Origin of the sequence: Nitrosomonas eutropha, from assembly GCF_900116685.1 — a bacterium.
GTDB classification, from domain to species: Bacteria; Pseudomonadota; Gammaproteobacteria; order Burkholderiales; family Nitrosomonadaceae; genus Nitrosomonas; species Nitrosomonas eutropha_A.
Genome location: NZ_FPBL01000007.1, coordinates 57,501 through 80,415, shown reverse-complemented (window position 1 = coordinate 80,415; position 22,915 = coordinate 57,501). Strand labels below are relative to the sequence as shown.

General features: G+C 47.8%; 20 protein-coding genes, 1 tRNA gene and 1 riboswitch (1 of these 22 running past the window's edge). Of the genes, 10 read left to right on the top strand and 11 right to left on the bottom strand.

Annotated elements, in window-relative coordinates; all coding sequences use genetic code 11:
• Window positions 1-56 precede the first annotated feature (56 nt).
• The 7 genes from clpX to groES form a co-directional block, all read right to left on the bottom strand.
• Window positions 57-1,340, bottom strand: a complete 1,284-nt coding sequence (clpX, locus tag BM331_RS08365; RefSeq protein ID WP_074928802.1) for an ATP-dependent Clp protease ATP-binding subunit ClpX — start codon at window positions 1,338-1,340, stop codon at window positions 57-59.
• 59 nt (window positions 1,341-1,399) lie between these two features.
• Window positions 1,400-2,044, bottom strand: a complete 645-nt coding sequence (gene clpP, locus BM331_RS08360) for an ATP-dependent Clp endopeptidase proteolytic subunit ClpP (RefSeq protein ID WP_074928801.1) — start codon at window positions 2,042-2,044, stop codon at window positions 1,400-1,402.
• A complete protein-coding gene (gene tig, locus BM331_RS08355) occupies window positions 2,028-3,344 on the bottom strand; it encodes a trigger factor (protein WP_074928799.1) in 1,317 nt (438 codons plus the stop codon). The genes clpP and tig overlap by 17 nt, the downstream gene beginning before the upstream one ends.
• 79 nt (window positions 3,345-3,423) lie before the next feature.
• Window positions 3,424-3,509 (bottom strand) — tRNA-Leu (locus tag BM331_RS08350).
• A gap of 190 nt (window positions 3,510-3,699) precedes the next feature.
• Window positions 3,700-4,455 (bottom strand): SDR family oxidoreductase, encoded by a 756-nt coding sequence (locus tag BM331_RS08345; protein ID WP_074928870.1) that lies wholly within the window; start codon window positions 4,453-4,455, stop codon window positions 3,700-3,702.
• A 110-nt stretch (window positions 4,456-4,565) separates the two neighbouring features.
• Window positions 4,566-6,209, bottom strand: coding sequence for a chaperonin GroEL (groL, locus tag BM331_RS08340; RefSeq protein WP_074928797.1), 1,644 nt, complete (start codon window positions 6,207-6,209; stop codon window positions 4,566-4,568).
• Between the two features lie 39 nt (window positions 6,210-6,248).
• A complete protein-coding gene (gene groES, locus BM331_RS08335; RefSeq protein WP_074455994.1) occupies window positions 6,249-6,539 on the bottom strand; it encodes a co-chaperone GroES in 291 nt (96 codons plus the stop codon).
• Between the two features lie 163 nt (window positions 6,540-6,702).
• On the opposite strand from groES, the gene bioA reads away from it, so the two are divergent.
• Together bioA and BM331_RS08325 are read left to right on the top strand one after the other, a co-directional pair.
• Window positions 6,703-8,013: an adenosylmethionine--8-amino-7-oxononanoate transaminase gene (gene bioA, locus BM331_RS08330; RefSeq protein WP_074928796.1), complete on the top strand. Its 1,311-nt coding sequence runs from the start codon at window positions 6,703-6,705 to the stop codon at window positions 8,011-8,013.
• A gap of 6 nt (window positions 8,014-8,019) precedes the next feature.
• A complete protein-coding gene (locus BM331_RS08325; protein WP_074928794.1) occupies window positions 8,020-9,426 on the top strand; it encodes an MBL fold metallo-hydrolase RNA specificity domain-containing protein in 1,407 nt (468 codons plus the stop codon).
• A 98-nt stretch (window positions 9,427-9,524) separates the two neighbouring features.
• Here the strand turns inward: BM331_RS08325 and BM331_RS08320 are convergent, their stop codons facing one another.
• Window positions 9,525-9,833, bottom strand: coding sequence for a c-type cytochrome (locus BM331_RS08320; RefSeq protein WP_074928792.1), 309 nt, complete (start codon window positions 9,831-9,833; stop codon window positions 9,525-9,527).
• A gap of 168 nt (window positions 9,834-10,001) precedes the next feature.
• Here BM331_RS08320 and xth point away from each other — a divergent pair, with 168 nt between their 5' ends.
• The gene (gene xth, locus BM331_RS08315; RefSeq protein WP_074928790.1) at window positions 10,002-10,766 is read left to right on the top strand and encodes an exodeoxyribonuclease III; all 765 of its coding nucleotides are present in this window, start codon (window positions 10,002-10,004) and stop codon (window positions 10,764-10,766) included.
• A gap of 46 nt (window positions 10,767-10,812) precedes the next feature.
• Window positions 10,813-11,925, top strand: coding sequence for an alanine dehydrogenase (ald, locus tag BM331_RS08310; RefSeq protein WP_074928788.1), 1,113 nt, complete (start codon window positions 10,813-10,815; stop codon window positions 11,923-11,925).
• Between the two features lie 82 nt (window positions 11,926-12,007).
• Here ald and BM331_RS08305 read toward each other — a convergent pair whose 3' ends face one another.
• From BM331_RS08305 to BM331_RS08295, 3 genes are all read right to left on the bottom strand, one after another.
• Window positions 12,008-12,529, bottom strand: coding sequence for a CreA family protein (locus BM331_RS08305; RefSeq protein ID WP_218154570.1), 522 nt, complete (start codon window positions 12,527-12,529; stop codon window positions 12,008-12,010).
• A 279-nt stretch (window positions 12,530-12,808) separates the two neighbouring features.
• Window positions 12,809-13,978 carry an MFS transporter gene (locus BM331_RS08300; RefSeq protein ID WP_074928866.1) on the bottom strand — a complete coding sequence of 390 codons (1,170 nt, stop codon included), beginning with the start codon at window positions 13,976-13,978 and terminating at the stop codon, window positions 12,809-12,811.
• A 27-nt stretch (window positions 13,979-14,005) separates the two neighbouring features.
• On the bottom strand, window positions 14,006-14,584 hold the full coding sequence (locus tag BM331_RS08295) for a TMEM165/GDT1 family protein (protein ID WP_074928786.1): 579 nt from the start codon (window positions 14,582-14,584) through the stop codon (window positions 14,006-14,008).
• Between the two features lie 4 nt (window positions 14,585-14,588).
• A riboswitch (yybP-ykoY riboswitch) is annotated at window positions 14,589-14,758 on the bottom strand.
• Window positions 14,759-15,166: 408 nt separating this feature from the next.
• Between BM331_RS08295 and BM331_RS08285 the strand changes: the two genes are divergently transcribed.
• The 6 genes in view from BM331_RS08285 to dacB are tightly spaced (at most 37 nt apart) and all read left to right on the top strand, a layout consistent with a single transcriptional unit that may run on beyond the window.
• A complete protein-coding gene (locus BM331_RS08285; protein WP_074928783.1) occupies window positions 15,167-15,955 on the top strand; it encodes an aldolase in 789 nt (262 codons plus the stop codon).
• Entirely contained in the window at window positions 15,955-19,623 is a 3,669-nt protein-coding gene (locus BM331_RS08280; RefSeq protein ID WP_074928781.1) for an ATP-binding protein, read from the top strand. The genes BM331_RS08285 and BM331_RS08280 overlap by 1 nt, the downstream gene beginning before the upstream one ends.
• 17 nt (window positions 19,624-19,640) lie before the next feature.
• Window positions 19,641-20,834: an ADP-forming succinate--CoA ligase subunit beta gene (gene sucC, locus BM331_RS08275; protein WP_074928779.1), complete on the top strand. Its 1,194-nt coding sequence runs from the start codon at window positions 19,641-19,643 to the stop codon at window positions 20,832-20,834.
• 3 nt (window positions 20,835-20,837) lie between these two features.
• Window positions 20,838-21,713 (top strand): succinate--CoA ligase subunit alpha, encoded by an 876-nt coding sequence (gene sucD / locus BM331_RS08270; RefSeq protein ID WP_074928778.1) that lies wholly within the window; start codon window positions 20,838-20,840, stop codon window positions 21,711-21,713.
• A 37-nt stretch (window positions 21,714-21,750) separates the two neighbouring features.
• On the top strand, window positions 21,751-22,071 hold the full coding sequence (locus BM331_RS08265; RefSeq protein ID WP_074928776.1) for a hypothetical protein: 321 nt from the start codon (window positions 21,751-21,753) through the stop codon (window positions 22,069-22,071).
• Between the two features lie 32 nt (window positions 22,072-22,103).
• On the top strand, window positions 22,104-22,915 hold the 5' portion of the coding sequence (gene dacB / locus BM331_RS08260) for a D-alanyl-D-alanine carboxypeptidase/D-alanyl-D-alanine endopeptidase (protein WP_074928774.1). Its footprint extends 616 nt past the window's final position; 812 of the gene's 1,428 nt are visible here — the first part of the coding sequence; its start codon is at window positions 22,104-22,106; its stop codon lies off the right edge, out of view.

The window sequence follows — 22,915 nt, the reverse complement described above, 5'->3', positions numbered from 1 at the left end:
CTGTGAAAAACAGGTACCCGCAGTGTGCTAAAAACAAACTCTTAAAAGAATTTGTACTATTTTGAGCTTCTGGCCAGCTTGGGTTTTTCTGCATAAATTATGATGGGTTGAAGGTCATCATTTGTAGAGCTGCTTTCGATCACTACTTTTGAGACATTTTCGATTGAAGGCAGATCATACATAATATCCAGCAGTGTTTCCTCAAGAATGGAACGTAAGCCACGTGCTCCAGTTTTTCGTGCAAGCGCCTTTCTGGCAATTGTTACGAGAGCCTGTTCACGAAATTCCAATTCAACCCCTCCTTCCATGCTGAATAGCTTGCTGTATTGCTTGACAAGTGCATTTTTGGGTTCAATCAAAATTTGAATCAGTGCCACCTCGTTCAATTCACGCAATGTTGCCACGACCGGTAAACGCCCGATAAACTCCGGAATCAAGCCATATTTAATCAGATCTTCTGGTTCAATATCACCCAATATCTTGTTTAATTCCTTGCGATCATTTTGATTGATGACATCTGCACCAAAGCCTATGCCACTTTTCTCAGATCGTGCACGTATGATTTTATCGATGCCATCAAATGCCCCGCCGCAGATGAACAGAATATTTGTGGTATCAACCTGAATAAATTCCTGATTGGGATGTTTGCGCCCGCCCTGGGGAGGTACCAGGGCTGCTGTACCCTCAATCAGTTTGAGTAGTGCCTGTTGTACACCCTCTCCTGAAACATCCCGGGTGATGGAAGGGTTGTCTGATTTGCGCGAGATTTTATCTATCTCGTCGATGTATACAATTCCACGCTGGGCTTTTTCAACATCGTGGTTGCTTGCTTGCAGCAACTTCTGAATAATGTTTTCTACATCCTCACCGACATATCCTGCTTCTGTCAGCGTTGTTGCATCAGCAATAACAAACGGTACATCCAGCAATCTTGCCAGTGTTTGCGCCAGTAAGGTTTTGCCAGATCCGGTAGGGCCTATCAGCAATATGTTGCTTTTGGCAAGTTCAATGTCATCGCTACCAGCATTAACTTTTGATAGATTTCTTAACCGCTTATAGTGGTTGTAAACTGCAACGGACAGTATTTTTTTTGCAGATTCCTGGCCAATGACATATTGATCCAATGTTTCACAAATTTCATGTGGGGTTGGTAAACTTGTTTTAGATAGTTTGGCCGTTTCATCAACTTGGATTTCTTCGCGAATAATGTCATTACAAAGGTCGATACACTCATCACAAATGAATACAGATGGCCCGGCAATTAACTTCCTGACCTCTCGCTGACTCTTTCCGCAAAAAGAACAATACAAAAGTTTTTCGTCATTTGTTTTTTCAGACATTATTCCACCCCACAATCATCAAACGAATATTGCTCCTGCTCAACAAGAGCAATTTGATTTTACTCCTGTTTTACTTTCCTGCTCGTTAATACTGCATCCACTAAACTATACTTGACTGCGGCTTCTGCGCCGAGAAAATTGTCACGATCAGTATCTTTCTCGATAGTTTTGATCGTCTGACTGGTATGTTTAGCCAAAATTTCATTTAAACGACCTTTCAGTGCCAAAATTTCCTTGGCGTGTATTTCTATGTCGGACGCTTGTCCCTGGAACCCACCCAGTGGTTGATGGATCATAACGCGTGAATTAGGCAGGCAATAGCGTTTGCCTTTGGTGCCCGCAGTAAGCAGCAAGGCACCCATGCTGGCTGCCTGTCCTATACAAAGTGTACTGACATCCGGTTTAATGAATTGCATGGTGTCATACACAGCCAGTCCTGCCGTGACAAGCCCGCCGGGAGAATTGATATATAAGGAAATATCTTTCTCTGAATTTTCGGATTCTAGAAACAAGAGCTGTGCAATTACCAGGTTAGCAGATGTTTCTGTGACCGGCCCCACTAAAAAAATGATTCTTTCTCTGAGCAGCCTTGAGTAAATATCGTAGGCGCGCTCTCCGCGACCACTGGACTCGATTACCATGGGAATCAAACCCAGCCCTGTAGTATTCAATTCGTTTTTCTCCCAATCAAGTATCGGTTGCATGTGAATATCCCATCAGTTCATCGAAAGTAACATTCTGATCAACGATATTGGCTTTGTCCAGTATCCATGATACGGCGTTATCCTCCAGAACAAGCGGTTCTATTTCCTTGATCCGTTCAGGCGAAGCGAAGTGCCATTTGACGACCTGTTCAGGATTTTCGTAACTTTGAGCATGTTCTTCAATAAAACTCTTGATTTGCTCAGGCTTTACGCTCAATCCGTGTGTTTCGATCAACCTGGATAAAATGAGCCCCAACCTGACGCGTCGCTCGGCTCTTTCCAGGAAGGTATCTCTTTGTAAATTGGAGGCTTTAGGAAAGCCACGTGCTACCCGGGTATCTTGTACTTCTTCTATTAGCCGATCTATTTCCTGTTGAACCAAAACTCTTGGAACTTCTACTGAAATCTTATTTAGCAGGGATTGCATGACTTGTTCTTTGAGTTTTACCCGGATACGCTGAGTTGTTTCACGCTGAAGATTGGCCTTGATTTCTGATTGCATTTTCTCAACGTCACCATCTTCAATCCCTAGCGACTTGGCAAATTCACCATCCACGTCCGGTAGCTTGGGAGCTTCAACCTTGTTGAGTGTAATTGTAAAAGTTACTTTCTTTCCGGCAACTTCTTTCCCTGAATAGTCTTCAGGAAAAGTCATGTCAAACGTTTTCTCCTGCCCTGTACCCATGCCCAGGATAGATGCCTCGAAATCTTCCAGAAGATGCCCGTTTCCAAGAATGACACTGTAATCATTTGCCTGGCCGCCAGCAAAGTTCTTTCCATTCAGGGATCCCTGATAATTAACATTAACCCGGTCACCCGTTTGTGCCGGACGATCTGCCGATTCGTAGTTTGTTCGCTGTTTGCGCAGAATTTCCAGTGTTTTCTGGATTTCCACGTCACCAATCTGTAAAACCGGTTTGTTGATCGTAATCGAACTCAAGTCACCTAGTTCGATATTAGGATAGATTTCAAAGGTTGCACGGAATTCATAGCTTGAATTATCTGTTCCGGAATTTCTGGATTCAAAGTTTGGAACACCTGCAATACGATAGTTTTCGCGGCTAACACTCTCGCTAAATTGTTGTTGTAACAACTCTCCCAAAACTTCGTGCTCAACCTGGTGGCCGTATTGTTGTGCAACTATTTTCATAGGGACTTTGCCCGGACGGAATCCTTGTATCTTGATTTTTGGAGCCAGGCGTTTCAAGCGCTGACCCACTTCGGCTTCGACTTTTTCCCGTGAAACAGAGAGTTCAATATTGCGCTCCAGTGGATTGGAGGTTTCTCCTTGTGTCTGCATCTATTTTCCTGAGCTGATACGTAACATTGATTAAACAAGTGGTATGATCGTGCTGGGCTGGTTAAGCCTGAATATTCTGTGGTGCGAAAGGGGGGACTCGAACCCCCACACCTCATCGGCGCCAGAACCTAAATCTGGTGCGTCTACCAATTCCGCCACTTTCGCGCGCCGGGTTATTCAAAAACCAGCAGGATTCAGAATCCCCAAAAACAAGATGACTTTTGCTCACACAGTTGTGGAGTAGCTTGTTTTTCAGCGAATCACACCACATCCCTTTATAACCAGATTATACTCGCTTCTAACAACGGAGGCAGATTTCCTGTCAACGGAGGCAGATTTCCTGTCCACCGTGCGGTTAATCTTTTTGGCAATTGAAAGTTTTGCCAGTCACTTCAGTACTATTTGGTCCCATCAGGAAGAGATAAGTCTCCATCAGATCTGCTGGTTTGGGTAATAAACGGTTATTGCTGCCTGGATGAGTTTTGGTACGTTGCGGCGTGTCTACGGCTCCGGGAATCAGCGCATTAATGCGCAAATTTGGATAAATATCCCACTCATCAGACTGAATTTTGACCAATGCTTCCACTCCTGCTTTTGCTACTGCAAAAGCACCCCAGTAGGCCGCAGGTACCTGGCCGTGGGTATCTCCCGTCATGATTACACTGGCATCCGGGGCAGCTTTGAGCAACGGAAAACAAGCACGAGTCAGCATTGCAGGGATAAGGAGATTGACCTGCATGGTGGTTTGCCAATGCTCAAGTGTATGGAATTCAAGCGGCATTGGGCCGCTGGTCCAGGCGACATTGTGCAAAATACCATCCAGCCGGCCAATTTGGGAGGCTATTTCCTCAGCCAGTTCCGCAATGCCAGTTTCAGTAGCCTGCTCGAAATCAAATGGCAGAATGATTGCTGATGCTCTGCCGAGCGCCTCAATTTCATCGTAAACTTGCTCAAGTTTCTCGGTTTTGCGACCATGTAAAATAACTGTAGCGCCATATTTTGCGAAAATGAGTGCTGCAGTGCGCCCAATACCTTGTCCTGCACCTGTAACCAGGATAACCCGGTCTGCAAGCAAATTCCGGTCATCCGGATAAGTTTTTAAAGTATCCAATATATTTATCTCAGCACGACCGATAGAAGTTAAAAACCACAACGCTCGGTTTTTTGCATACCGATTCGTTGTGGTTCATTGTTGTTAACAGATAGACCGATTTGAGTCGGTTACATGTCCATACCGCCCATGCCACCCATACCGCCCATGCCAGCACCTGCTCCAGGTGAATCCTCTTTTGGAAGCTCTGCAACCATTGCGTCCGTCGTCAGAATCAATCCTGCAACTGATGAAGCGTTCTGCAGAGCGGAGCGAGTTACTTTGGTAGGGTCCAACACACCCATAGCAACTAGATCGCCATATTCACCCGTTGCGGCATTGTAACCAAAGTTACCTTTACCTTCCTTGACTTTGTTGACGACTACAGAAGCTTCATCTCCGCAATTGGTTACGATTTGGCGTAGTGGTTCTTCCAATGCACGCAAAACGATTTTGATGCCGGAATCCTGATCATGGTTGTCGCCTTTGGCTTTGCTCACAGCATCAATTGTACGCAGCAGAGCGACGCCACCACCAGGGACAATGCCTTCTTCAACCGCAGCGCGTGTTGCATGAAAAGCATCTTCAACACGAGCTTTTTTCTCTTTCATCTCCATTTCCGTGGCAGCGCCAACTTTGATCAGAGCGACACCACCAGCCAGTTTGGCTACGCGTTCTTGAAGTTTTTCGCGATCATAGTCGCTGGTTGCTTCTTCAATCTGTTTGCGAATTTGTGCAACACGCGCTTCAATTGTTTTGGTATCTCCTGCGCCGTCAATAATAGTGGTATTTTCTTTGCCCACTTCAATGCGCTTGGCTTGACCCAGATCTTCCAGTCTGGTTTTTTCCAGAGACAAACCAACTTCTTCAGCAATTACAGTGCCACCTGTCAGGATCGCGATATCTTCCAGCATGGCTTTGCGACGATCACCGAAACCAGGTGCTTTAACTGCACATGTCTTGAGGATGCCGCGAATATTATTTACAACCAAGGTTGCCAGAGCTTCGCCATCGACATCCTCGGCGATGATCAACAGTGGTTTACCAGCTTTAGCCACTTGTTCGAGTACCGGTAGAAGGTCACGAATATTGGATATTTTTTTGTCGTGTAACAGAATGAAAGGATTTTCGAGTGCTGCAATTTGTTTCTCTGCACTGCTGACAAAATAAGGAGAGAGATAACCTCGGTCAAATTGCATGCCCTCCACGACATCCAGCTCATTTTCCAGGCCGGAACCATCTTCAACCGTAATGACGCCCTCCTTGCCGACTTTATCCATTGCTTCAGCAATGATTTTGCCGATTTCGGTATCGGAGTTGGCGGAAATGCTGCCAACCTGAGCAATTTCCTTGCTGGTGGAACAGGGCTTGGAGAGTTTTTTCAATTCTTCAACAGCGACGCTAACTGCCTTTTCGATCCCGCGTTTCAGATCCATCGGATTCATTCCGGCTGCGACATAGCGCATACCTTCCTTGACAATGGCTTGCGCTAAAACAGTTGCCGTTGTTGTGCCGTCCCCTGCTGTATCCGAGGTTTTGCTGGCGACTTCCTTGACCATCTGGGCGCCCATGTTTTCGAACTTGTCTTTCAGTTCAATCTCTTTTGCAACCGATACGCCATCCTTGGTAATGGTGGGGGCGCCGTATGAACGCTCCAGTACAACATTACGTCCTTTAGGGCCCAACGTTACTTTAACCGCATCTGCCAGTACATTTACGCCAATAATTACGGCGCTGCGCGCTGCATCTCCAAATCTTACTTCTTTAGCTGCCATATCTTTTCTCCTGATTTCAGTTGGTTATTCAACAATCAATTAACCTTCAATCACACCCATGATGTCTTCTTCACGCATTACCAGGAACTCTTCGCCCTTAATTTTGACAGCCTGGCCGGCATATTTGCCGAAGAGCACCTTATCTCCGACTTTTACTTCCAGTGCGCGGATTTTGCCATCTTCGCCCGCTTTTCCCTTACCTACAGCGATGATCTCGCCCTGATCCGGTTTTTCCGCAGCGGTATCGGGGATTACGATGCCGGATGCGGTCTTGCGTTCTTCTTCCAGCCGTTTAACAATTACACGGTCATGCAAAGGGCGAATATTCATAGTCCTTTTCTCCTACAATGGTTAACAAAAACGAAAAATCTGGTCATTTGAATCTGGCTTAATGAGTTTCATCAACAATTGTTGAGTCCCGTAACAATCTATTATTAGCACTCAGCGTTGCTGAGTGCTAATAATAGAGACTATCATGAGGAATTTCAAGACAGTGAACGATAAAAAAGTAACTTTACACAGCCATCCGGCTGTCTGGCATCCCTGCACCCAGATGAAGCATCACGAAGCATTTCCTCCGATATTAATCTCCAGAGGAGAGGGGGTGTGGTTGTATGGTGCGGATGGCAAGCGCTATCTGGATACAATCAGTTCGTGGTGGGTCAATTTATTTGGACACTGCAATCCTCGTATCAATGCTGCCATTATTGATCAGCTTGGCAAGCTGGAACACGCGATGTTGGCCGGATTGGTGCATGAGCCGGTAGTAGAGCTGTCAGAACGGTTGAGTGCTATAACGCCCGGAGATCTGAGTCATTGTTTCTATGCCAGTGATGGTTCGTCAGCCAATGAGATTGCACTGAAAATGAGTTTTCACTACTGGCAACAAAGTGGTTTCCCCGATAAAACCCAATTCGTTAACTTGCAGAATGGTTACCATGGAGAAACCCTGGGGGCGTTGTCGGTCACCGATGTCTCGCTTTTTAGACAGATTTATGCACCGCTGTTACGCCCTGCGCATCCGGTACCTACCCCTGATTGGCGTTTTGCTGAAACTGGAACAACCCCGGAAACTCATGCGCTGAAGGCTGCAGCTGAATTGGAGAGTTATCTCGCACAGCATCATGTCAGTACAGCGGCTCTGATTTTGGAGCCTCTTATCCAGGGAGCAGGCGGAATGGGAATGTATCACCCGGTTTATTTGCAACGGGCACGGGAAATTTGTGATGTCTACCAGGTTCATTTAATCGCAGATGAGATTGCGGTTGGATTTGGTCGAACGGGCACTCTGTTTGCATGTGAGCAGGCTGAAATTACGCCGGATTTCATGTGTCTTGCCAAAGGGTTAAGTGGGGGCTATTTGCCGCTGTCAGTGGTCATGACCAATGACACGATCTATCGTGCGTTTTACCGGGATGAAACTAGCCAGGCTTTTCTCCATTCACACTCCCATTCCGGCAATATTCTTGCTTGCCGGGCAGCGCTGGCAACGCTCGATATCATTGAGCAGGATAATGTGATCGAAACAAATCGTAAAAAAGCTGATTTTCTCAATCAATGTTTACAGCCTGTTCGGGAACACTCGAATGTCAAGAATTTCCGCAACTGCGGCATGATCTGGGCGTTTGAAGTGGATAATCCCCAACCGGATTTCACACATCGCTTTGCGCAAAAGGGACTGGAACAGCAACTTCTGATACGTCCCTTGGGTAACTCGGTCTACATCATGCCACCGTACGTCATTAATGAAGAGGAAATGGAATTGATGGCCCAGGGCATTCTGCACATTCTCAATGAAATATAAATCCTTATGCAGATTACCTTTCTGGGCGGAGTTGGAGAAGTAACCGGATCATGCTACCTGGTTGAAACGGATGATGTACGCTTTCTGGTGGATTGCGGTATGTTCCAGGGTGGGCGGGATGCAGGTCGTAAAAACCATACTGCAATCAACTTTAATCCGGAATCGATTGATTTTGTTTTGCTGACACATGCCCATGTGGATCATTCCGGATTATTGCCGCGCCTGAGTGTGCTCGGGTTCAGAGGGCCTGTCTACATGACTCCGGCCACGGCAGATCTACTTTCAATTATCCTGAAAGATAGCGCCCACATTCAGGAAAAAGAAGTAGAGTGGTATGCAAAAACGGCATTGCGTAATAAACGTCCGTTGCGTTATGAAAATATCCCGCTCTACACCGTTACCCAGGCAGAAGCATTTCTTAAACAAATGCGAGGTGTCAATTATGACGAAACGTGTCAGCCGCATCCATTAGTGCAGTGTCGATTTCGTGATGCCGGACATATTATTGGATCAGCTATCATTGAGGTCTGGCTGAAGTCCGGTTCCAGACAGAGAAAAATTGTTTTCTCGGGTGATCTGGGACAGCCGGGTCATCCTATCGTGCGCGATCCGACGTTTATCAAAGAAACTGATTATCTGCTGGTTGAATCCACTTATGGCAACCGTTGTCATCGCAGCCTGCAAGATACACGCAGTGAAATGGTGGAAATTATCTGCCAGACACTCATCCGTAAACGCGGCAATATCATCGTGCCGGCTTTTACTGTTGGTCGTACGCAGGATTTGTTATTTCTGCTGACGGATCTGCAGCGTCAGGGGCGTCTGGGAGCGATGGATATTTACGTGGATTCACCCATGGCGCTGGCTGCCACGGAAATCACACTCAGACATAGAGAATTATTTGATAAGGAAACTATCGACATCATGAACTGGCACAGCCAGCATAATAAGAACCTGCGGATTCATTTTGTGCAGGAAGTCGAGGATTCAATCCGACTCAATCACATACAATCCGGCGCAATCGTTATTTCTGCCAGTGGCATGTGCGATGCCGGGCGTATCAAATATCACCTGAAATATAACTTGCCCAGACCTGAATGCAGCATTTTGTTTACCGGTTTTCAGGCTGCAGGTACCTTGGGGCGCAGATTGGTGGATGGCAGTAAAAATGTTCGTATTTTTGGTGAACAAATTCCTGTGCATGCATCCATTCATACGGTTGGCGGGCTTTCTGCCCACGCTGATCAGGAGAACCTGCTTGACTGGTTAAGAGGATTCAGCCAGCCTCCACGAAAAACTTTCATCGTGCATGGCGAATTGGGTAGTGCCGAAGCTTTTGCCTGTGCAATCCGGGAACAGTTACAGTGGCCGGTAAGTATTCCTCAGCGCATGGATTCGGAACGACTGGGCTGATTCTATTTTCAGCTGAAAGTAGAATCAGCGATTTTCAAACTTCTTCCCGAATCATTATTGTGTTGTATCAACCAGAAAACGGCATTAGCAGCAGTCGATTATTTGGTTTTACTGTTTGTCAGAACGAATTCAGCCAGACGTTGCGCTGGTTCGCCGGTAATGTTGGGGAAGGCTGTCATTGTCATGCCACCTTTCTGAACTTTTTCGATAATGGCTTCTTTGGTGTTCATTTTGGCGCTCAAGAGCATTACCGTGCCATCTGTTTCAGGTTTGTGACATTTAGTACAGTTTGCGAAAAAAATATCTTCGCCACTAGCGTTTTCTGCCGGGGTATAAGTGTCGGTCTTCGCACATCCTGTCAAACCGATTACTGCAGAAACTACCAACAATCCGATCGTTCTTTTCATTTTTCATCTCCGTTTAACAAGGGTGGACATTATAGCCGCTATCCATCCTGATTTAATTATTGCTGCAAGCTCATGCGGTGTGCTTGTGAAAATGTTTGATGTTAGTATCTTCAGCCCGGTTATTTTGTAACAGTTGGAAAATAAACCTCTCTTGCTACGGAATGGATCATGAAAATTGCTACTTGGAATGTCAACTCACTCAAAGTTAGATTACAGCAGGTAATCGACTGGCTGAATGTCAATCAACCAGATGTATTGTGCCTGCAGGAAACCAAGCTTCAGGATGAATTCTTCCCGGTGGATGAACTTGCACAGGCGGGTTACCAGTCACTCTATGCTGGCCAAAAGACATACAACGGTGTTGCCTTGCTGAGTAAAGTAACGGGAGTGGATGTTTGCGCGGCCTTTCCCGATTTTGATGATCCACAGAAAAGGTTGATTGCAGCAACCTATGGAGATTTGCGTATTATTTGTGTGTATGTGCCGAATGGAGAGCGTGTTGATTCGGAAAAATATGCCTATAAACTGGAGTGGCTATCAATACTCAATTCTTTTTTGCAACAGGAACGGGCGCGTTACGGCAAGGTGGCATTATTAGGGGATTTCAATATTGCTCCGGAAGATCGTGATGTTTATGATCCTGAAGCTTGGAAGGGACAGGTATTGTGCAGTGAGACTGAGCGGCAGGCCTTCCGTGGATTGTTAAATACAGGATTTGTTGACAGTTTTCACCTGTTCGAGCAGCCTGAAAAAATATATACCTGGTGGGATTATCGTATGATGGCCTTCCGCCGGAACAGAGGGTTGCGTATTGATCATATTTTGCTGAGTCATGAAACGGCAGACAGTTGCGTTGCCTGGCAAGTGGACAAGGCACCCAGGAAACTGGAACGGCCGTCTGATCATGCACCGGTTTGGGTGGAACTGGCGTAAGCAGCAAAAAATCTGAATTTTATGTGTAAAAAGCTTGAGGGCGCGAATGATTATCGGATTACCCAAAGAGACGAAAGAGGATGAATACCGGGTCGGACTCACTCCTGGCAGCGTGCATACGCTGATTGAGCAGGGGCATCGGGTGCTGGTTGAAACCGGAGCGGGTGCGGGCAGTATTATTTCCGATCAGGATTACCGGGGAGCCGGTGCAGAAATTGTGATGCACGCTGCAGATGCTTGGGCAGCTGAACTGGTCGTCAAGGTAAAAGAGCCAACCGAAGTGGAATATCAGTATTTGCGAAAAGATTTGCTGCTGTTTGCTTATTTGCATCTGGCTTCAAATAGAGCCTTGGCAGAAAAACTACTCGTCAGCGGCGTTAGTGCAATTGCCTATGAAACAGTGCAGACGGCATCCGGCGCATTGCCGTTATTGACACCCATGAGCGAGGTGGCGGGGCGCATGGCTGTGCAGATTGGTGCAACCTACCTGTTAAAAACCCAAGGGGGACGGGGGGTGCTGATGGGTGGGGTGCCAGGTGTTGCACCTGCCAATGTAGTCATTCTGGGCGCAGGGGTAGTGGGCACCAATGCTGCGGTAGTAGCAACTGGCATGGGGGCGATGGTAACAGTGCTGGATATCAATCATGATCGCCTGAAAGCGCTGGATGACCGCTTTTCCGGACGGTTACAAACTCGATATTGTGATGCGGTCAATGTGCGTCAGGCGGTTTACGAGGCAGATCTTGTCATTGGTGCAGTATTGATTCCCGGTGGGCGTTCGCCCTGGCTGGTCACCCGGGAAATGCTGCCGCAAATGCGTACTGGTTCAGTGATTGTTGATGTGGCAGTTGATCAGGGAGGATGTGTAGAAACAACCCGACCGACTACACACAGCCATCCTGTTTTTGAAGTGGATGGTGTGCTGCATTACTGTGTGACGAACATGCCAGGCGCAGTTCCGCGTACCAGCACCTTTGCACTGAATAACCAGACTGCCAGCTATGTTGTCTGTCTGGCAGATGAAGGGCTGGCAGCTTTGCAGAACAATCAGGCGTTGATGAATGGCCTCAATATCTATCGCGGAAAAGTAATGCATCCAGCAGTAGCCGAAGCTTTCGGCTTGCCATATACATCACCGCTGGATGTGCTGGTTGCTTAAATATGATTCAGGGCAGTGTGATTACTACAAGAGCACTTCTGAAGATGTTTATGCATTCTGCCCTGAGTTGTCTTGTTGCGGTTTAATGCCAAGGTGTAACCGGGATCACAGATATACTGTTTTGTGGCGATCCTTCAATGACTCGGTCGCTATAGCTGAGGTAGATCAACACGTTACGCTTGGCATCATAGAAACGTACCACTTGTAATGTTTTAAACAGCAGTGAAGTATTCTTCTTGAATACTTCGTCTCCATCCGCCTTTCCACTTTTTATTTTCTCCGACAATGTAACTGGTCCTGTCTGACGGCAGGCAATAGAAGCCTCCGATCTATCTTCCGCCACGCCCACCGTCCCGCTTATTCCTCCCGTTTTAGCCCGGCTCAAATAACACGTGGCACCTGCTACATCCGGATCATCAAACGCCTCTACTACTATTTTATCGTTGGCGCCCAACAGTTTGAATCGTGTCGATACACTGCCGATATCCTCTGCCAGTAACGGCAGCGAATATGAACCGATAATAATCGCTGTCCAGATCAGTAATCCCCGCTTGATCCAGCTCAGCAGGTTGGTCTGACTGATTCTTTTCTGATGGTATTTCATGGAAATCCTCCTGTTTTACGATAGCGCTATGACAACTCGGCGCCCGGTTGACAAAATTGATTATAGCTTTCTGGAATATCTATCCTGGCCGAAATTTTTGTGGATTAGAGTCACCTGATGGTTAATTACTTTGGTGTTCTTTATATAGTTTATGCACTTGTAGTCTCCCGTGTGTATATCTGCAATAAAATTATGGCTGCCAAGCATTAAAGAATGATGATTTTTGACTTAGTAATTGGACAAGCTGAGGGGTTGTGGCTCACAAGTTGTTGTTCGCAGTTACTCCCGTTTGAGTAGTACGATTAATGCAACACTGCAAAACCCGGCACCTGCGTAGAAAGTAAAAGATGATCCTAATTGATCCCAAAGTAATCCGGCGACCACACTAGCGATGAGCATGGCAATGCCGCTGATAAGGTTAAAGAATCCATATGCTGTACCGCGTAAGTCAACCGGAGCGGCATTAGCAACCATTGTTGCCAACAGCCCTTGCGTCATGCCCATGTGAATTCCCCACAACGCGACACCTACGAGTACCGTCATCCAATGAGCATCGATAGCCAATACCAGATCAGCGACAATCAGAATAAATAACCCCAGTGCCAGCAATATCTTGTGATTTATGCGATCGGATAACTTGCCAAAAGGGTAGGCAGATGCTGCATAAACCAAGTTCATGGCAACCATTACCAGTGGAACCAGTGCAAGTGGGATGCCGCCTTGTTGAGCGCGAAGCACCAGAAATGCTTCACTAAACCGCGCCAGTGTGAATACGGCACCGATACCGACAACCCACCAGTACGTGGCATGCAAACGCATCAGATTCTCTTTGCAGATTGGATTGATACGTTTGTTATTAACGTTTTGCTTTGGCTCATGAATACCGAAGAATAGCAACGCGACCGCTAATAACCCAGGGATAACAGCAACCCAAAACACTGCCCGGAAGTCGTTTGTCCATAGTAGCATCAGGCCGGTTGCCAATAACGGGCCAAGGAATGCACCGACTGTATCTAGCGATTGTCTGAGGCCAAATGCCGCGCCGCGCACCTCTATGGGGGTGATATCCGCTACCAGCGCGTCACGTGGAGCACCCCGGACACCTTTGCCCACCCGATCCAACAATCGAGCCACGAGTACAATACTGGTGACTGGGGCAATGGCAAACAGCGGTTTGGTCAGTGCCCCTAAGGCGTAACCGAACAAAGCCAGCTCCTTGCGTTTACCGAGATAGTCGCTGAGTGTGCCCGAGAATACCTTGACAATAAGTGCCGTAGATTCGGCCAAGCCCTCGATCAAGCCAACCATAAGGGCGCTCGCGCCCAGAGTGCCGACCAGGAATAATGGCAGCAGGCTGTGAATCATCTCGGAAGAGATGTCCATCAGCATGCTAACGAAACCCAGTACCCAGACACCAGAAGGAATTTTGCTGAGAATTTTTTTTGTCATGATGACACCTTGCATTTACAGTCTTTCTTAGAATCCGAGCTGCTCCGCTGCCCCCAACAACGTTGCAAGACCAAGCAAGGCGAAGATGCTTGCTGCGATCGAATGCACAAGTCTCATGGGAATCCTGTTTGAAAACTTGTCACCGATGAATACCGCCGGTATGTCAGCGATGAGCATGCCGAGTGTCGTACCGATTACAACTAAAAATGGAGAGGCGTAGTGAGCGGCCAATGTGATAGTTGCGATCTGCGTCTTATCTCCCATTTCGGCAAGAAAAAAAGTGACCAGCGTCGCTCCAAACACACTGAATCGTCTGGCAATCTGTGTTTCTTCCTCCTCAATCTTATCGGGAATCATCGTCCAGATGGCCATGCCAATGAACGATAGGCCGAGTACCCAACGCAGTACCTCGGGATTGACAATTTCAGTAATCCAGGCCCCCAGCATTCCTGCCAGGCTATGATTCACGATGGTGGCCACCAGGATTCCCAGGATGATAGGAACAGGCTTCTTGAAGCGTGCGGCGAGAATGAATGCGAGGAGTTGGGTTTTGTCGCCGATTTCAGCGAGGGCAATGATCCCGGTTGATACGAAGAACGATTCCATGAGGATTTCCTGGCCGGAAGAGACGATTGACCACGATACATCTCCGGCCTAGTGGAAGCATCGCAGTCAAAGGTCTTGCCAGGCGAAGAGCTGCCTACACCATGACCTGTGGGTCAAGTATGTTGATGTAAGCCTCTTTGTGACAAAGAGTGGCTACTCCCCAATGACCTGAAAATTGTACCAGCTGGCTTTCTGAAAGTCATGAGATGATGGGTTTCGACGGAGTAGCCGATAAAGTCAGAAACTGGTGACGCCAGTGGGGTACCCGTACAGCTCTATAAATGTGCATTTGCATATGCGGCAGCAGAAACGTTGCACCTGCTATATCCTTAGTGATAAAGACAATTCGACTGGCAAACCGGCTCAAGACAATGCTTAAGTCACTTTGCAATCTCTACCAAGGTACCATTCTCCACCAGGGCCATCCCTGGCTGCGCTATTTTTCAACGTTTATACTGAATAGCACAATTTATATTGTGCTTGATTTCTATCGGGTTTTGCTTGCAACCACGAAAGAAATGCGGAGAATTGTCACTCGTGATAACAATAATTTCTTTGTGAAAAAGAGGGAGATTCCAGCTTATGAGTGGTGAAACGTTTGATCTTGACAAGCAGCAGTTGATGCAACGCGAATTCGATCAAATGGAGAATAAGCTGCCCGAGGTAACTTATTCTCTTCGCCAGAAGGTGGCTTTGACTTGTCGTATTTTGTTTGATAATGGCCATGATTCTGGATTGGCTGGACAGATTACCGCGCGCGGGGAGGTGCCGGGCACATTCTTGACACAGCGCTTGGGATTCGGCTTTGATGAGATCAGCGTCGGGAATTTATTGCTGGTTGATGAGGATTTGCAGGTGTTGGAAGGAGAAGGTATGCCCAACCCCGCCAATCGTTTTCATTCCTGGGTATATCGTGCACGCCCCGACGTGCATTGTATTATCCATACCCATGCATTGCATACGGCGGCACTGAGTATGTTGGAAACACCGCTCATCATTTCGCACATGGATAACTGTGTACTGTATGGCGACGTGGCCTTTTTGCCGAAATGGCCGGGGGTGCCGGTGGGTAACGAAGAAGGTGAGTTAATTGCGGAGGCATTGGGTAATAAACGCGCCTTGATGCTTGCTCATCACGGGTTGCTGGTGGCTTGCAGTAGTGTTGAGGAAGCCTGTTTGTTTGCACTGGCATTTGAGCGGGCTGCACGCATGCAGTTGCTGGCAAGTGCGGCTGGCAAAATTCAGCCGATCGACCCGGCGCTGGGACGAGAGGCGCATGACTGGATTCTACGTGCGCAGCGCAGCGCGAGTGCCTTTGCCTATTACGCTCGACGTTCTCTGAAATGTTGCGCTGACTGCCTACTGGAGTGATGATCCTTACGTCGCTTACTCAGCGGTTTGCCATCTGGTTTGCGCTGGTGGCGTTATTGCCGATTGCGTTGGTCGGCTACGGCTTGCTGCACATCTTTGAGGGAGAAATCAGCAAATCGGCCATTCAGCAGGTTTCGTCGATTGCTGACAAAAAGGTTGAACAGATTGATTCTTACTTGCATGAACGGATACTGGACGCAGACCTTATTCAGACAAGTGATACGACGCGTCAGGCAATAGACGAATTTTCACAGGTATTTAGCCAGCATAGTGCAGATTCCGATGTCTATCGATCCCTGGATACTCGCTACCGGGCGCATTACGAGCGCTATCTTGAAGGCACAGGCTACTATGATCTGTTCCTGATATCTCCTGATGGCTGGGTTGTTTTTTCCGTTGGCCATGAGTCCGATTTTGCCACCAGTTTATTAACAGGTCCTTATCGAAATACCGGATTGGGTAAGGTATTCCGACAAATAAAAGAGACGCATCAAAGCGATTTGTCTAGTTTTGAATACTATCCACCATCACACGGTGCAATTGCGGCGTTTGTCGCCGTGCCCATATTGATTGATGGAGATTTTCACGGAGTGCTGGCGTTGCAGATATACAGCGAGCATGTATTCAATGTGCTGACCAATAACGTCGGACTGGGTGAAAGTGGTGAAACAATTGTTACTCATAGAGAAAATAAAGACACTGCCAGAATCGTGGCGCCTCTGCGGGAAGATCCTGATGCTGCCCTGAAACGCACCATATCACTGAATGAGCCGCTGCTTGCATTGGCGATCAGAAACAGTCTGAGTGGCGAACATGGGGGGGGGGTAGTCACTGATTTTCATGGTCAGCCGGTGATTGCAGCGTGGCGGTATTTATCACGTATGGGCTGGGGGATAGTCGTACAGATTGATACCGAGGAAGCATTTGCTTCGGTGATGAAAATGCGCATCATGGGGTTGGTGGTGCTCGGTCTGACTTTCTTGATGGCGATTCTGGGAGCGCTATTGTTCAACCGGCGGGTGGTGACGCCGCTAAAAAATCTCAATGAATGCGCTCAAGCAATTACTGCCGGGAATCTCCAGCATCATATTCCCAGTGAAGGGTGGGATGAGATCGGGCAACTGGCTGGTGCTTTCGATATGATGACTGAGCGCCTGGCGATCAGCTATCGGCATCTGGAGGCGCGTGTGGCCGAGCGCACCGCCCAACTTGAGCGACTTAACGCTGAGCTGGCAATCAAGGAAGAGGAAACACGTTCAATCGTTGAACACATGGTGGATTGTGTGGTGTCAACCGATGAGCGGGGTGTGATGCTTTCAGTGAATCTGGTGATGGAAAAACTGTTTGGTTATACCGTGGAGGAGGTGATCGGGCAGAATGTTTCCATTCTGGTGCCAGAGCCGGACAGAAGCATGCATGAATACTATATGCAGCGGTATTGTGAAACCGGATATGGTCAGCAATATGTGGGGCGCCCACAACTGCCAGGCGGACATAATGTCGGGCTGGGGCGTGAAGTCGAAGGCGTACACAAGGATGGGACGATCATCCCTGTGTATCTTGCAGTAAGCGAGTATTTTGTAGGTGAGAAACGCCATTTCACCGGAATTATGCGCGATATGCGTGAGCACGTGAAAATCAGACAGGATCTGGAACAGGCACGACACGATGCGGAGCTCGCCAATCAGGCCAAATCTTCTTTTCTTGCTGCTATGAGTCATGAAATTCGTACGCCGATGAATGGCGTGATCGGCATGATCGACGTGCTGGATCAGACCAGTTTGAGTGCGTATCAAAGGGAAATGACTGATCTCATCCGGGAATCCGCCTTTGCGTTGCTTGAGATCATTGAGGATATTCTCGATTTCTCCAAGATTGAGGCGGGCAGGCTGGAAATCGAACAAACGCCGGTATCTCTGGCGAAAGTGGTGGAGCGTGCATGTGGAACGCTGACGCATATGGCTGCCAGCAAGGAAGTTGAGTTGACCTTGTTTGTAGATCCGGCTTTACCGAAAAGTGTACTGGGAGATGCGTTGCGTTTGCGACAGATATTGATCAATCTGATTAACAATGCCATCAAATTTTCCAGTGGCATGTTGCGGCCAGGGCGTGTTGCTGTAAGGGCCAGTCCAGCGGGGAAGATAGATGGCGATGTTGTAACGGTTATGTTTCAGATTATCGATAATGGTATCGGTATGGATGATACAGCCCGGGAGCGTTTATTTACACCTTTTTCCCAGGGAGATGCTTCCACCACCCGCCGCTTTGGTGGAACCGGTTTGGGTTTGACAATCTGTCGTCGCCTGGTTGAGTTGATGAAAGGTGAGATCTCTGTAGAAAGTAAACCTGATGCAGGCTCCATGTTTACCGTGCGCATCCCGTTTAGAATAATTCAGAGAGAAGTCATTCAAGGGGATGAATCAGTAACAGATCTCACGGGATTATCGTGTGTGGTTATAGGAAGTGAAGACGGATTGAGTCCCGATCTTGCAACCTATCTGAAATATGCCGGTGCTGTAGTGGAGCGTGTACCGGGATTGCCCGCTGCACGTGAACGAATTAAACAGCTTCCGGCAGGTCAATGGTTGTTAGTGGTGGATATCGGAGATGGGGAGTTGCCCATTGAAGAGTTGCGTGCGCTATTTCGCGATCGGCCTGGTTCAAGCGCGAATGACAAGCTCCTATTTGTAATTGTCAGGCGTGGTCGGCGCCATCGTAGTCGGATGGAAAGCGAGGGCGTTGTGACGCTTGATGGAAATATGCTGTATTGCCGGGTTTTTCTCCACGCTGTGGCGGTTGCTGCTGGTCGAGCGAAGCTGAATGAGGATCAGGTTGTTCCTACAGAAACTATCGGAAAAGTTGCTCCTTTATCTCGGGAAGAGGCGCTGCAGCAGGATAATTTAATTCTGGTTGCCGAAGATAACGAGATCAACCAGAAAGTCATTCGCCAGCAGCTCGCTTTGTTGGGGTTTGCTGCAGATATTGTTGTCAACGGGCGTGAGGCACTGCAGAAATGGAAAAGTGGAGAGTATGCACTGGTGCTGACGGATCTGCATATGCCGGAAATGGATGGCTATCAGTTAACGCAATCAATTCGTGCTGAAAAAACAGGTCGCTATCAGATTCCGATCATCGCCCTGACAGCGAATGCGCTGAAGGGTGAAGCGGAAAGGTGTCGTGCGCTGGGGATGGATGATTATTTGAGCAAGCCAGTACAGCTGGAACAGCTTAAATCGGTACTGGAGAAGTGGTTGCAGGGATCGAAACAAGTAGTAGCACAGCAGGAAGAGGATGTTCAGCAACCTTCAGTTGCTGTTGAAAAAATTGCAGTGGATATCAATGTACTTAAATCGCTGGTTGGAAATGATCAGGTCATCATCAAAGAATTTCTGCAGGATTTTCTCCGCGACGCCCGAAAGATTACTGAACAGTTGCAAAGTGCCGTAGCAGATGACAAAGCAGATGAAGCGAAATTTGCCGCACATAAGCTTAAATCTTCAGCACGTTCGATCGGTGCGCTGGCTCTGGGTGAGTGGTGTGCGCAAATGGAGGTGGCTGCAAAACAAGGTGATGCGGAAAAACTGGCCAGGCTATTACTTGGCTTTAAACAAGAGCTGGCTGAAGTGGAGAGTTATATTAAGAAAGTATTGACACAACCCGATGTGTGAGCGCAAAAGGATGAAATATGAAAATTCATGAATACCAGGCTAAAGCAATTCTTAGCCGTTATGCGATTAGTGTACCGGCTGGGATTGCTTGTTTTAGTGTGGAGGAAGCGATTCTGGCTGCTGAAAAGCTGGGAGGTGACAAATGGGTGGTTAAGGCACAGATTTATGCTGGGGGGCGTGGCAAGGCTGGGGGAGTGAAGCTGGCAAAGTCCATTGCGGAAATCCGGCAGTTTTCTGAGGCGATGCTGTTTGCTCCGCTGGTCACGCATCAAACTGGCCCACAGGGCCAGATTGTGCGCCGACTCTATATTGAACAGGGAGTCGATATCAGTCATGAGTATTACGTGGCACTGGTGATTGATCGTGCTTCGCAGTGTATCAGTTTGATCGCGAGTGATGCGGGAGGCATGGATATTGAAGAGGTGGCAGCCAGTACACCAGAAAAAATACATAAAACTCAGATTGATCCGCTTGAAGGATTGAATCCTCTAGATGCAGAGAGAGTTGTGCGCCAGATTAATCTGCCTGAACCATGCCGATCAGCGGCTGTATCTATGTTGGGGGCGCTATATCAGGCATTTGATGAAAATGATACTTCATTACTTGAAATCAATCCGTTGATTGTTACACCAGATAACCGTCTGATTGCTTTGGACGCCAAAATGAATTTCGATGATAACGCCTTGTTTCGTCATCCGGAAATCGTTGCCCTGCGGGATCTGGATGAAGATGATCCGCTTGAGATTGAAGCAGCGCGGCATGGGCTTTCTTATATTCCGCTCGATGGTGATATTGGCTGTCTGGTCAACGGTGCTGGTCTGGCCATGGCAACCATGGACATTATTAAACTCTATGGTGGTAATCCAGCCAATTTTCTGGATGTGGGAGGCGGAGCGACGGTGGAGAAAGTAACTGAGGCATTCAAGCTGATGCTGAGAAATCCCGGTTTGCAGACAATACTGGTCAATATTTTTGGCGGGATTATGCGCTGCGATGTGATTGCTGAGGGAGTGGTATCAGCGGCACGCGAAGTAAAACTGGCTGTTCCATTGATTGTTCGATTGGAGGGAACCAACGTGGAGCTGGGAAAAAAGATTCTGGCAGATTCGGGATTAACGATTATTTCTGGCAGCAACATGGCTGATGCTGCCAGAAAGGCGGTGGATGCGGCAGCTCGGCATCGATCTGAAGCTGCAACCAGAGGGGTATAACAGATGGCTATTCTGATTGATCGTCATACGCGTGTCATGACACAGGGTATTACTGGTAAAACTGGGCAGTTTCATACTCGCCAGTGCCGAGAATATGCTTTTGGCAGAGATTGTTTTGTGGCTGGAGTCAATCCTAAAAAGGCAGGAGAGGATTTTGAAGGTATTCCGGTGTTTGCAACAGTGGAAGAAGCAAGGCGGGCGACAGGTGCGACTGTATCGGTGATTTATGTGCCGCCTGCTTATGCAGCTGCAGCAATTGATGAGGCGGTGGAAGCCGGACTGGATCTGGTTATCTGCATTACTGAAGGCATTCCTGTTCGGGATATGTTACGAACACGCGCCCGTATGCGTGGGAAAAAGACACGATTGATCGGGCCTAATTGTCCGGGGATTATCACACCAGGGGAGTTGAAAATTGGCATCATGCCAGGCGCTATCCATCAACAAGGAAGGATCGGTGTGGTTTCAAGATCAGGTACATTAACTTATGAGGCAGTAGCGCAGCTGAGTGAGCTGGGGTTGGGGCAATCTACTTGCATCGGTATTGGTGGTGATCCGATCAATGGTCTTAAACATATCGATATCCTAAAGTTGTTCAATGAGGATGACGGGACTGATGCGGTGTTGATGGTGGGTGAAATTGGTGGCACTGATGAGGAAGAATCTGCTCATTGGGTTAAAGATCATATGAAGAAGCCGGTAGTGGGATTTATTGCCGGAACGACGGCGCCTCCCGGCAAACGGATGGGGCATGCAGGTGCAATTATTGCTGGAGGCAAAGGTACAGCACAGGCAAAAATTGAAGTAATGGAGGCATGTGGTATTCGTGTTACCCGCAATCCGGCTGAAATGGGCAAGCTATTGAAAACAGTGGTATAGCGAAAAATAAAACTTAACGAATAAAAGGGAATGAGAAATGCTGCGAGCAAATGTTCTTGCGATAGTAATTGCTTTATTGGCAGGTTGTACGATGGCTAAGCGCCCAATGCCTGGCCCTGTTCTCCCGGCTCCGGATCCTGTTGTGCAGCAAAGACCGTCCGGCCCGTTGCCGCTCAGTACGCGCCCAACCTACAATCTTGCCGGTTACCCTAAAGCAGCTCAGGAGGGATATGTGGATGGATGTGAAACCGCAAAACAATCGGCTTATGGATTTAAGGATAAAAAACGTTATGCGGCCGATACGCAGTACCGGACGGGTTGGGATGACGGGTTATCTATTTGTCGTGGTACACATTGACATTGATCAAAATAAACTGATTCGCTGCTGTTATGAAACGTTTACTGAAAATAACGTGGTTATTATGGGGCGCGTTAACTTTTCCGGCTTATGCCGTTGATTTGCCGGATGCCGTCAGGCAGGCCCTAAAAAGGGCGGGCATTCCCGAAGCGGCTGTCGGGATTTATGTCAAGGAAGTCGGTGCTGAGCGGCCGTTAGTGTCAGTCAATGCTGATGTACCAATGAATCCTGCCTCAGTTATGAAGGTTGTAACAACGTATGCCGGACTGGAAATGCTTGGGCCATCATACACATGGCAAACTAAGGTTTATGCAAATGGCAATCTGGAAAATGGCAGATTGCAAGGCGACTTGATTATCAAGGGTTATGGCGATCCCAGCCTTAATCTGGAAAATTTCTGGTTGTTGCTTCGCCAGCTTCGCCAGACCGGGCTAAAAGATATCAGCGGTGATCTGGTGCTGGATTACAACTACTATGGTTTTCCGACAGAAGATCCTGGTGCTTTTGATGGTAAACGCTATAAAACTTACAACGTGGCCCCGGAAGCGCTGCTGGTGAACTATCGCACATCAACATTACATCTATTTCCCGAATTGCAGCATGGTGGAGTTCGGGTTACAGCCGATCCGGAAAGCCGACTGCTGAATGTGCAAAACCACCTCAAGCTGACTCAGAAAAAATGTGGCACCGGTGGAGTTCGCGTGAATATTCGTGACGATGTTCCGCAATCAGGTCATGTGACAGTGATGCTTGAAGGTGATTACTCGGCTCATTGTGGTCAAACTACTTACTACCTGAGTTTGCACGAGAGCTCAACGTACATTCATCAGCTGTTTAGTGGGCT

Coding starts and splice junctions, on each gene's coding strand:
- BM331_RS08320 (WP_074928792.1), bottom strand. CDS start 9,833: ATGAAAAGAACGATCGGATTGTTGGTAGTTTCTGCAGTAATCGGTTTG.
- ald (WP_074928788.1), top strand. CDS start 10,813: ATGATTATCGGATTACCCAAAGAGACGAAAGAGGATGAATACCGGGTC.
- BM331_RS08300 (WP_074928866.1), bottom strand. CDS start 13,978: ATGACAAAAAAAATTCTCAGCAAAATTCCTTCTGGTGTCTGGGTACTG.
- BM331_RS08305 (WP_218154570.1), bottom strand. CDS start 12,529: ATGAAATACCATCAGAAAAGAATCAGTCAGACCAACCTGCTGAGCTGG.
- BM331_RS08265 (WP_074928776.1), top strand. CDS start 21,751: ATGCTGCGAGCAAATGTTCTTGCGATAGTAATTGCTTTATTGGCAGGT.
- clpP (WP_074928801.1), bottom strand. CDS start 2,044: ATGCAACCGATACTTGATTGGGAGAAAAACGAATTGAATACTACAGGG.
- sucC (WP_074928779.1), top strand. CDS start 19,641: ATGAAAATTCATGAATACCAGGCTAAAGCAATTCTTAGCCGTTATGCG.
- sucD (WP_074928778.1), top strand. CDS start 20,838: ATGGCTATTCTGATTGATCGTCATACGCGTGTCATGACACAGGGTATT.
- BM331_RS08295 (WP_074928786.1), bottom strand. CDS start 14,584: ATGGAATCGTTCTTCGTATCAACCGGGATCATTGCCCTCGCTGAAATC.
- groES (WP_074455994.1), bottom strand. CDS start 6,539: ATGAATATTCGCCCTTTGCATGACCGTGTAATTGTTAAACGGCTGGAA.
- BM331_RS08280 (WP_074928781.1), top strand. CDS start 15,955: ATGATCCTTACGTCGCTTACTCAGCGGTTTGCCATCTGGTTTGCGCTG.
- clpX (WP_074928802.1), bottom strand. CDS start 1,340: ATGTCTGAAAAAACAAATGACGAAAAACTTTTGTATTGTTCTTTTTGC.
- BM331_RS08285 (WP_074928783.1), top strand. CDS start 15,167: ATGAGTGGTGAAACGTTTGATCTTGACAAGCAGCAGTTGATGCAACGC.
- xth (WP_074928790.1), top strand. CDS start 10,002: ATGAAAATTGCTACTTGGAATGTCAACTCACTCAAAGTTAGATTACAG.
- groL (WP_074928797.1), bottom strand. CDS start 6,209: ATGGCAGCTAAAGAAGTAAGATTTGGAGATGCAGCGCGCAGCGCCGTA.
- BM331_RS08325 (WP_074928794.1), top strand. CDS start 8,020: ATGCAGATTACCTTTCTGGGCGGAGTTGGAGAAGTAACCGGATCATGC.
- tig (WP_074928799.1), bottom strand. CDS start 3,344: ATGCAGACACAAGGAGAAACCTCCAATCCACTGGAGCGCAATATTGAA.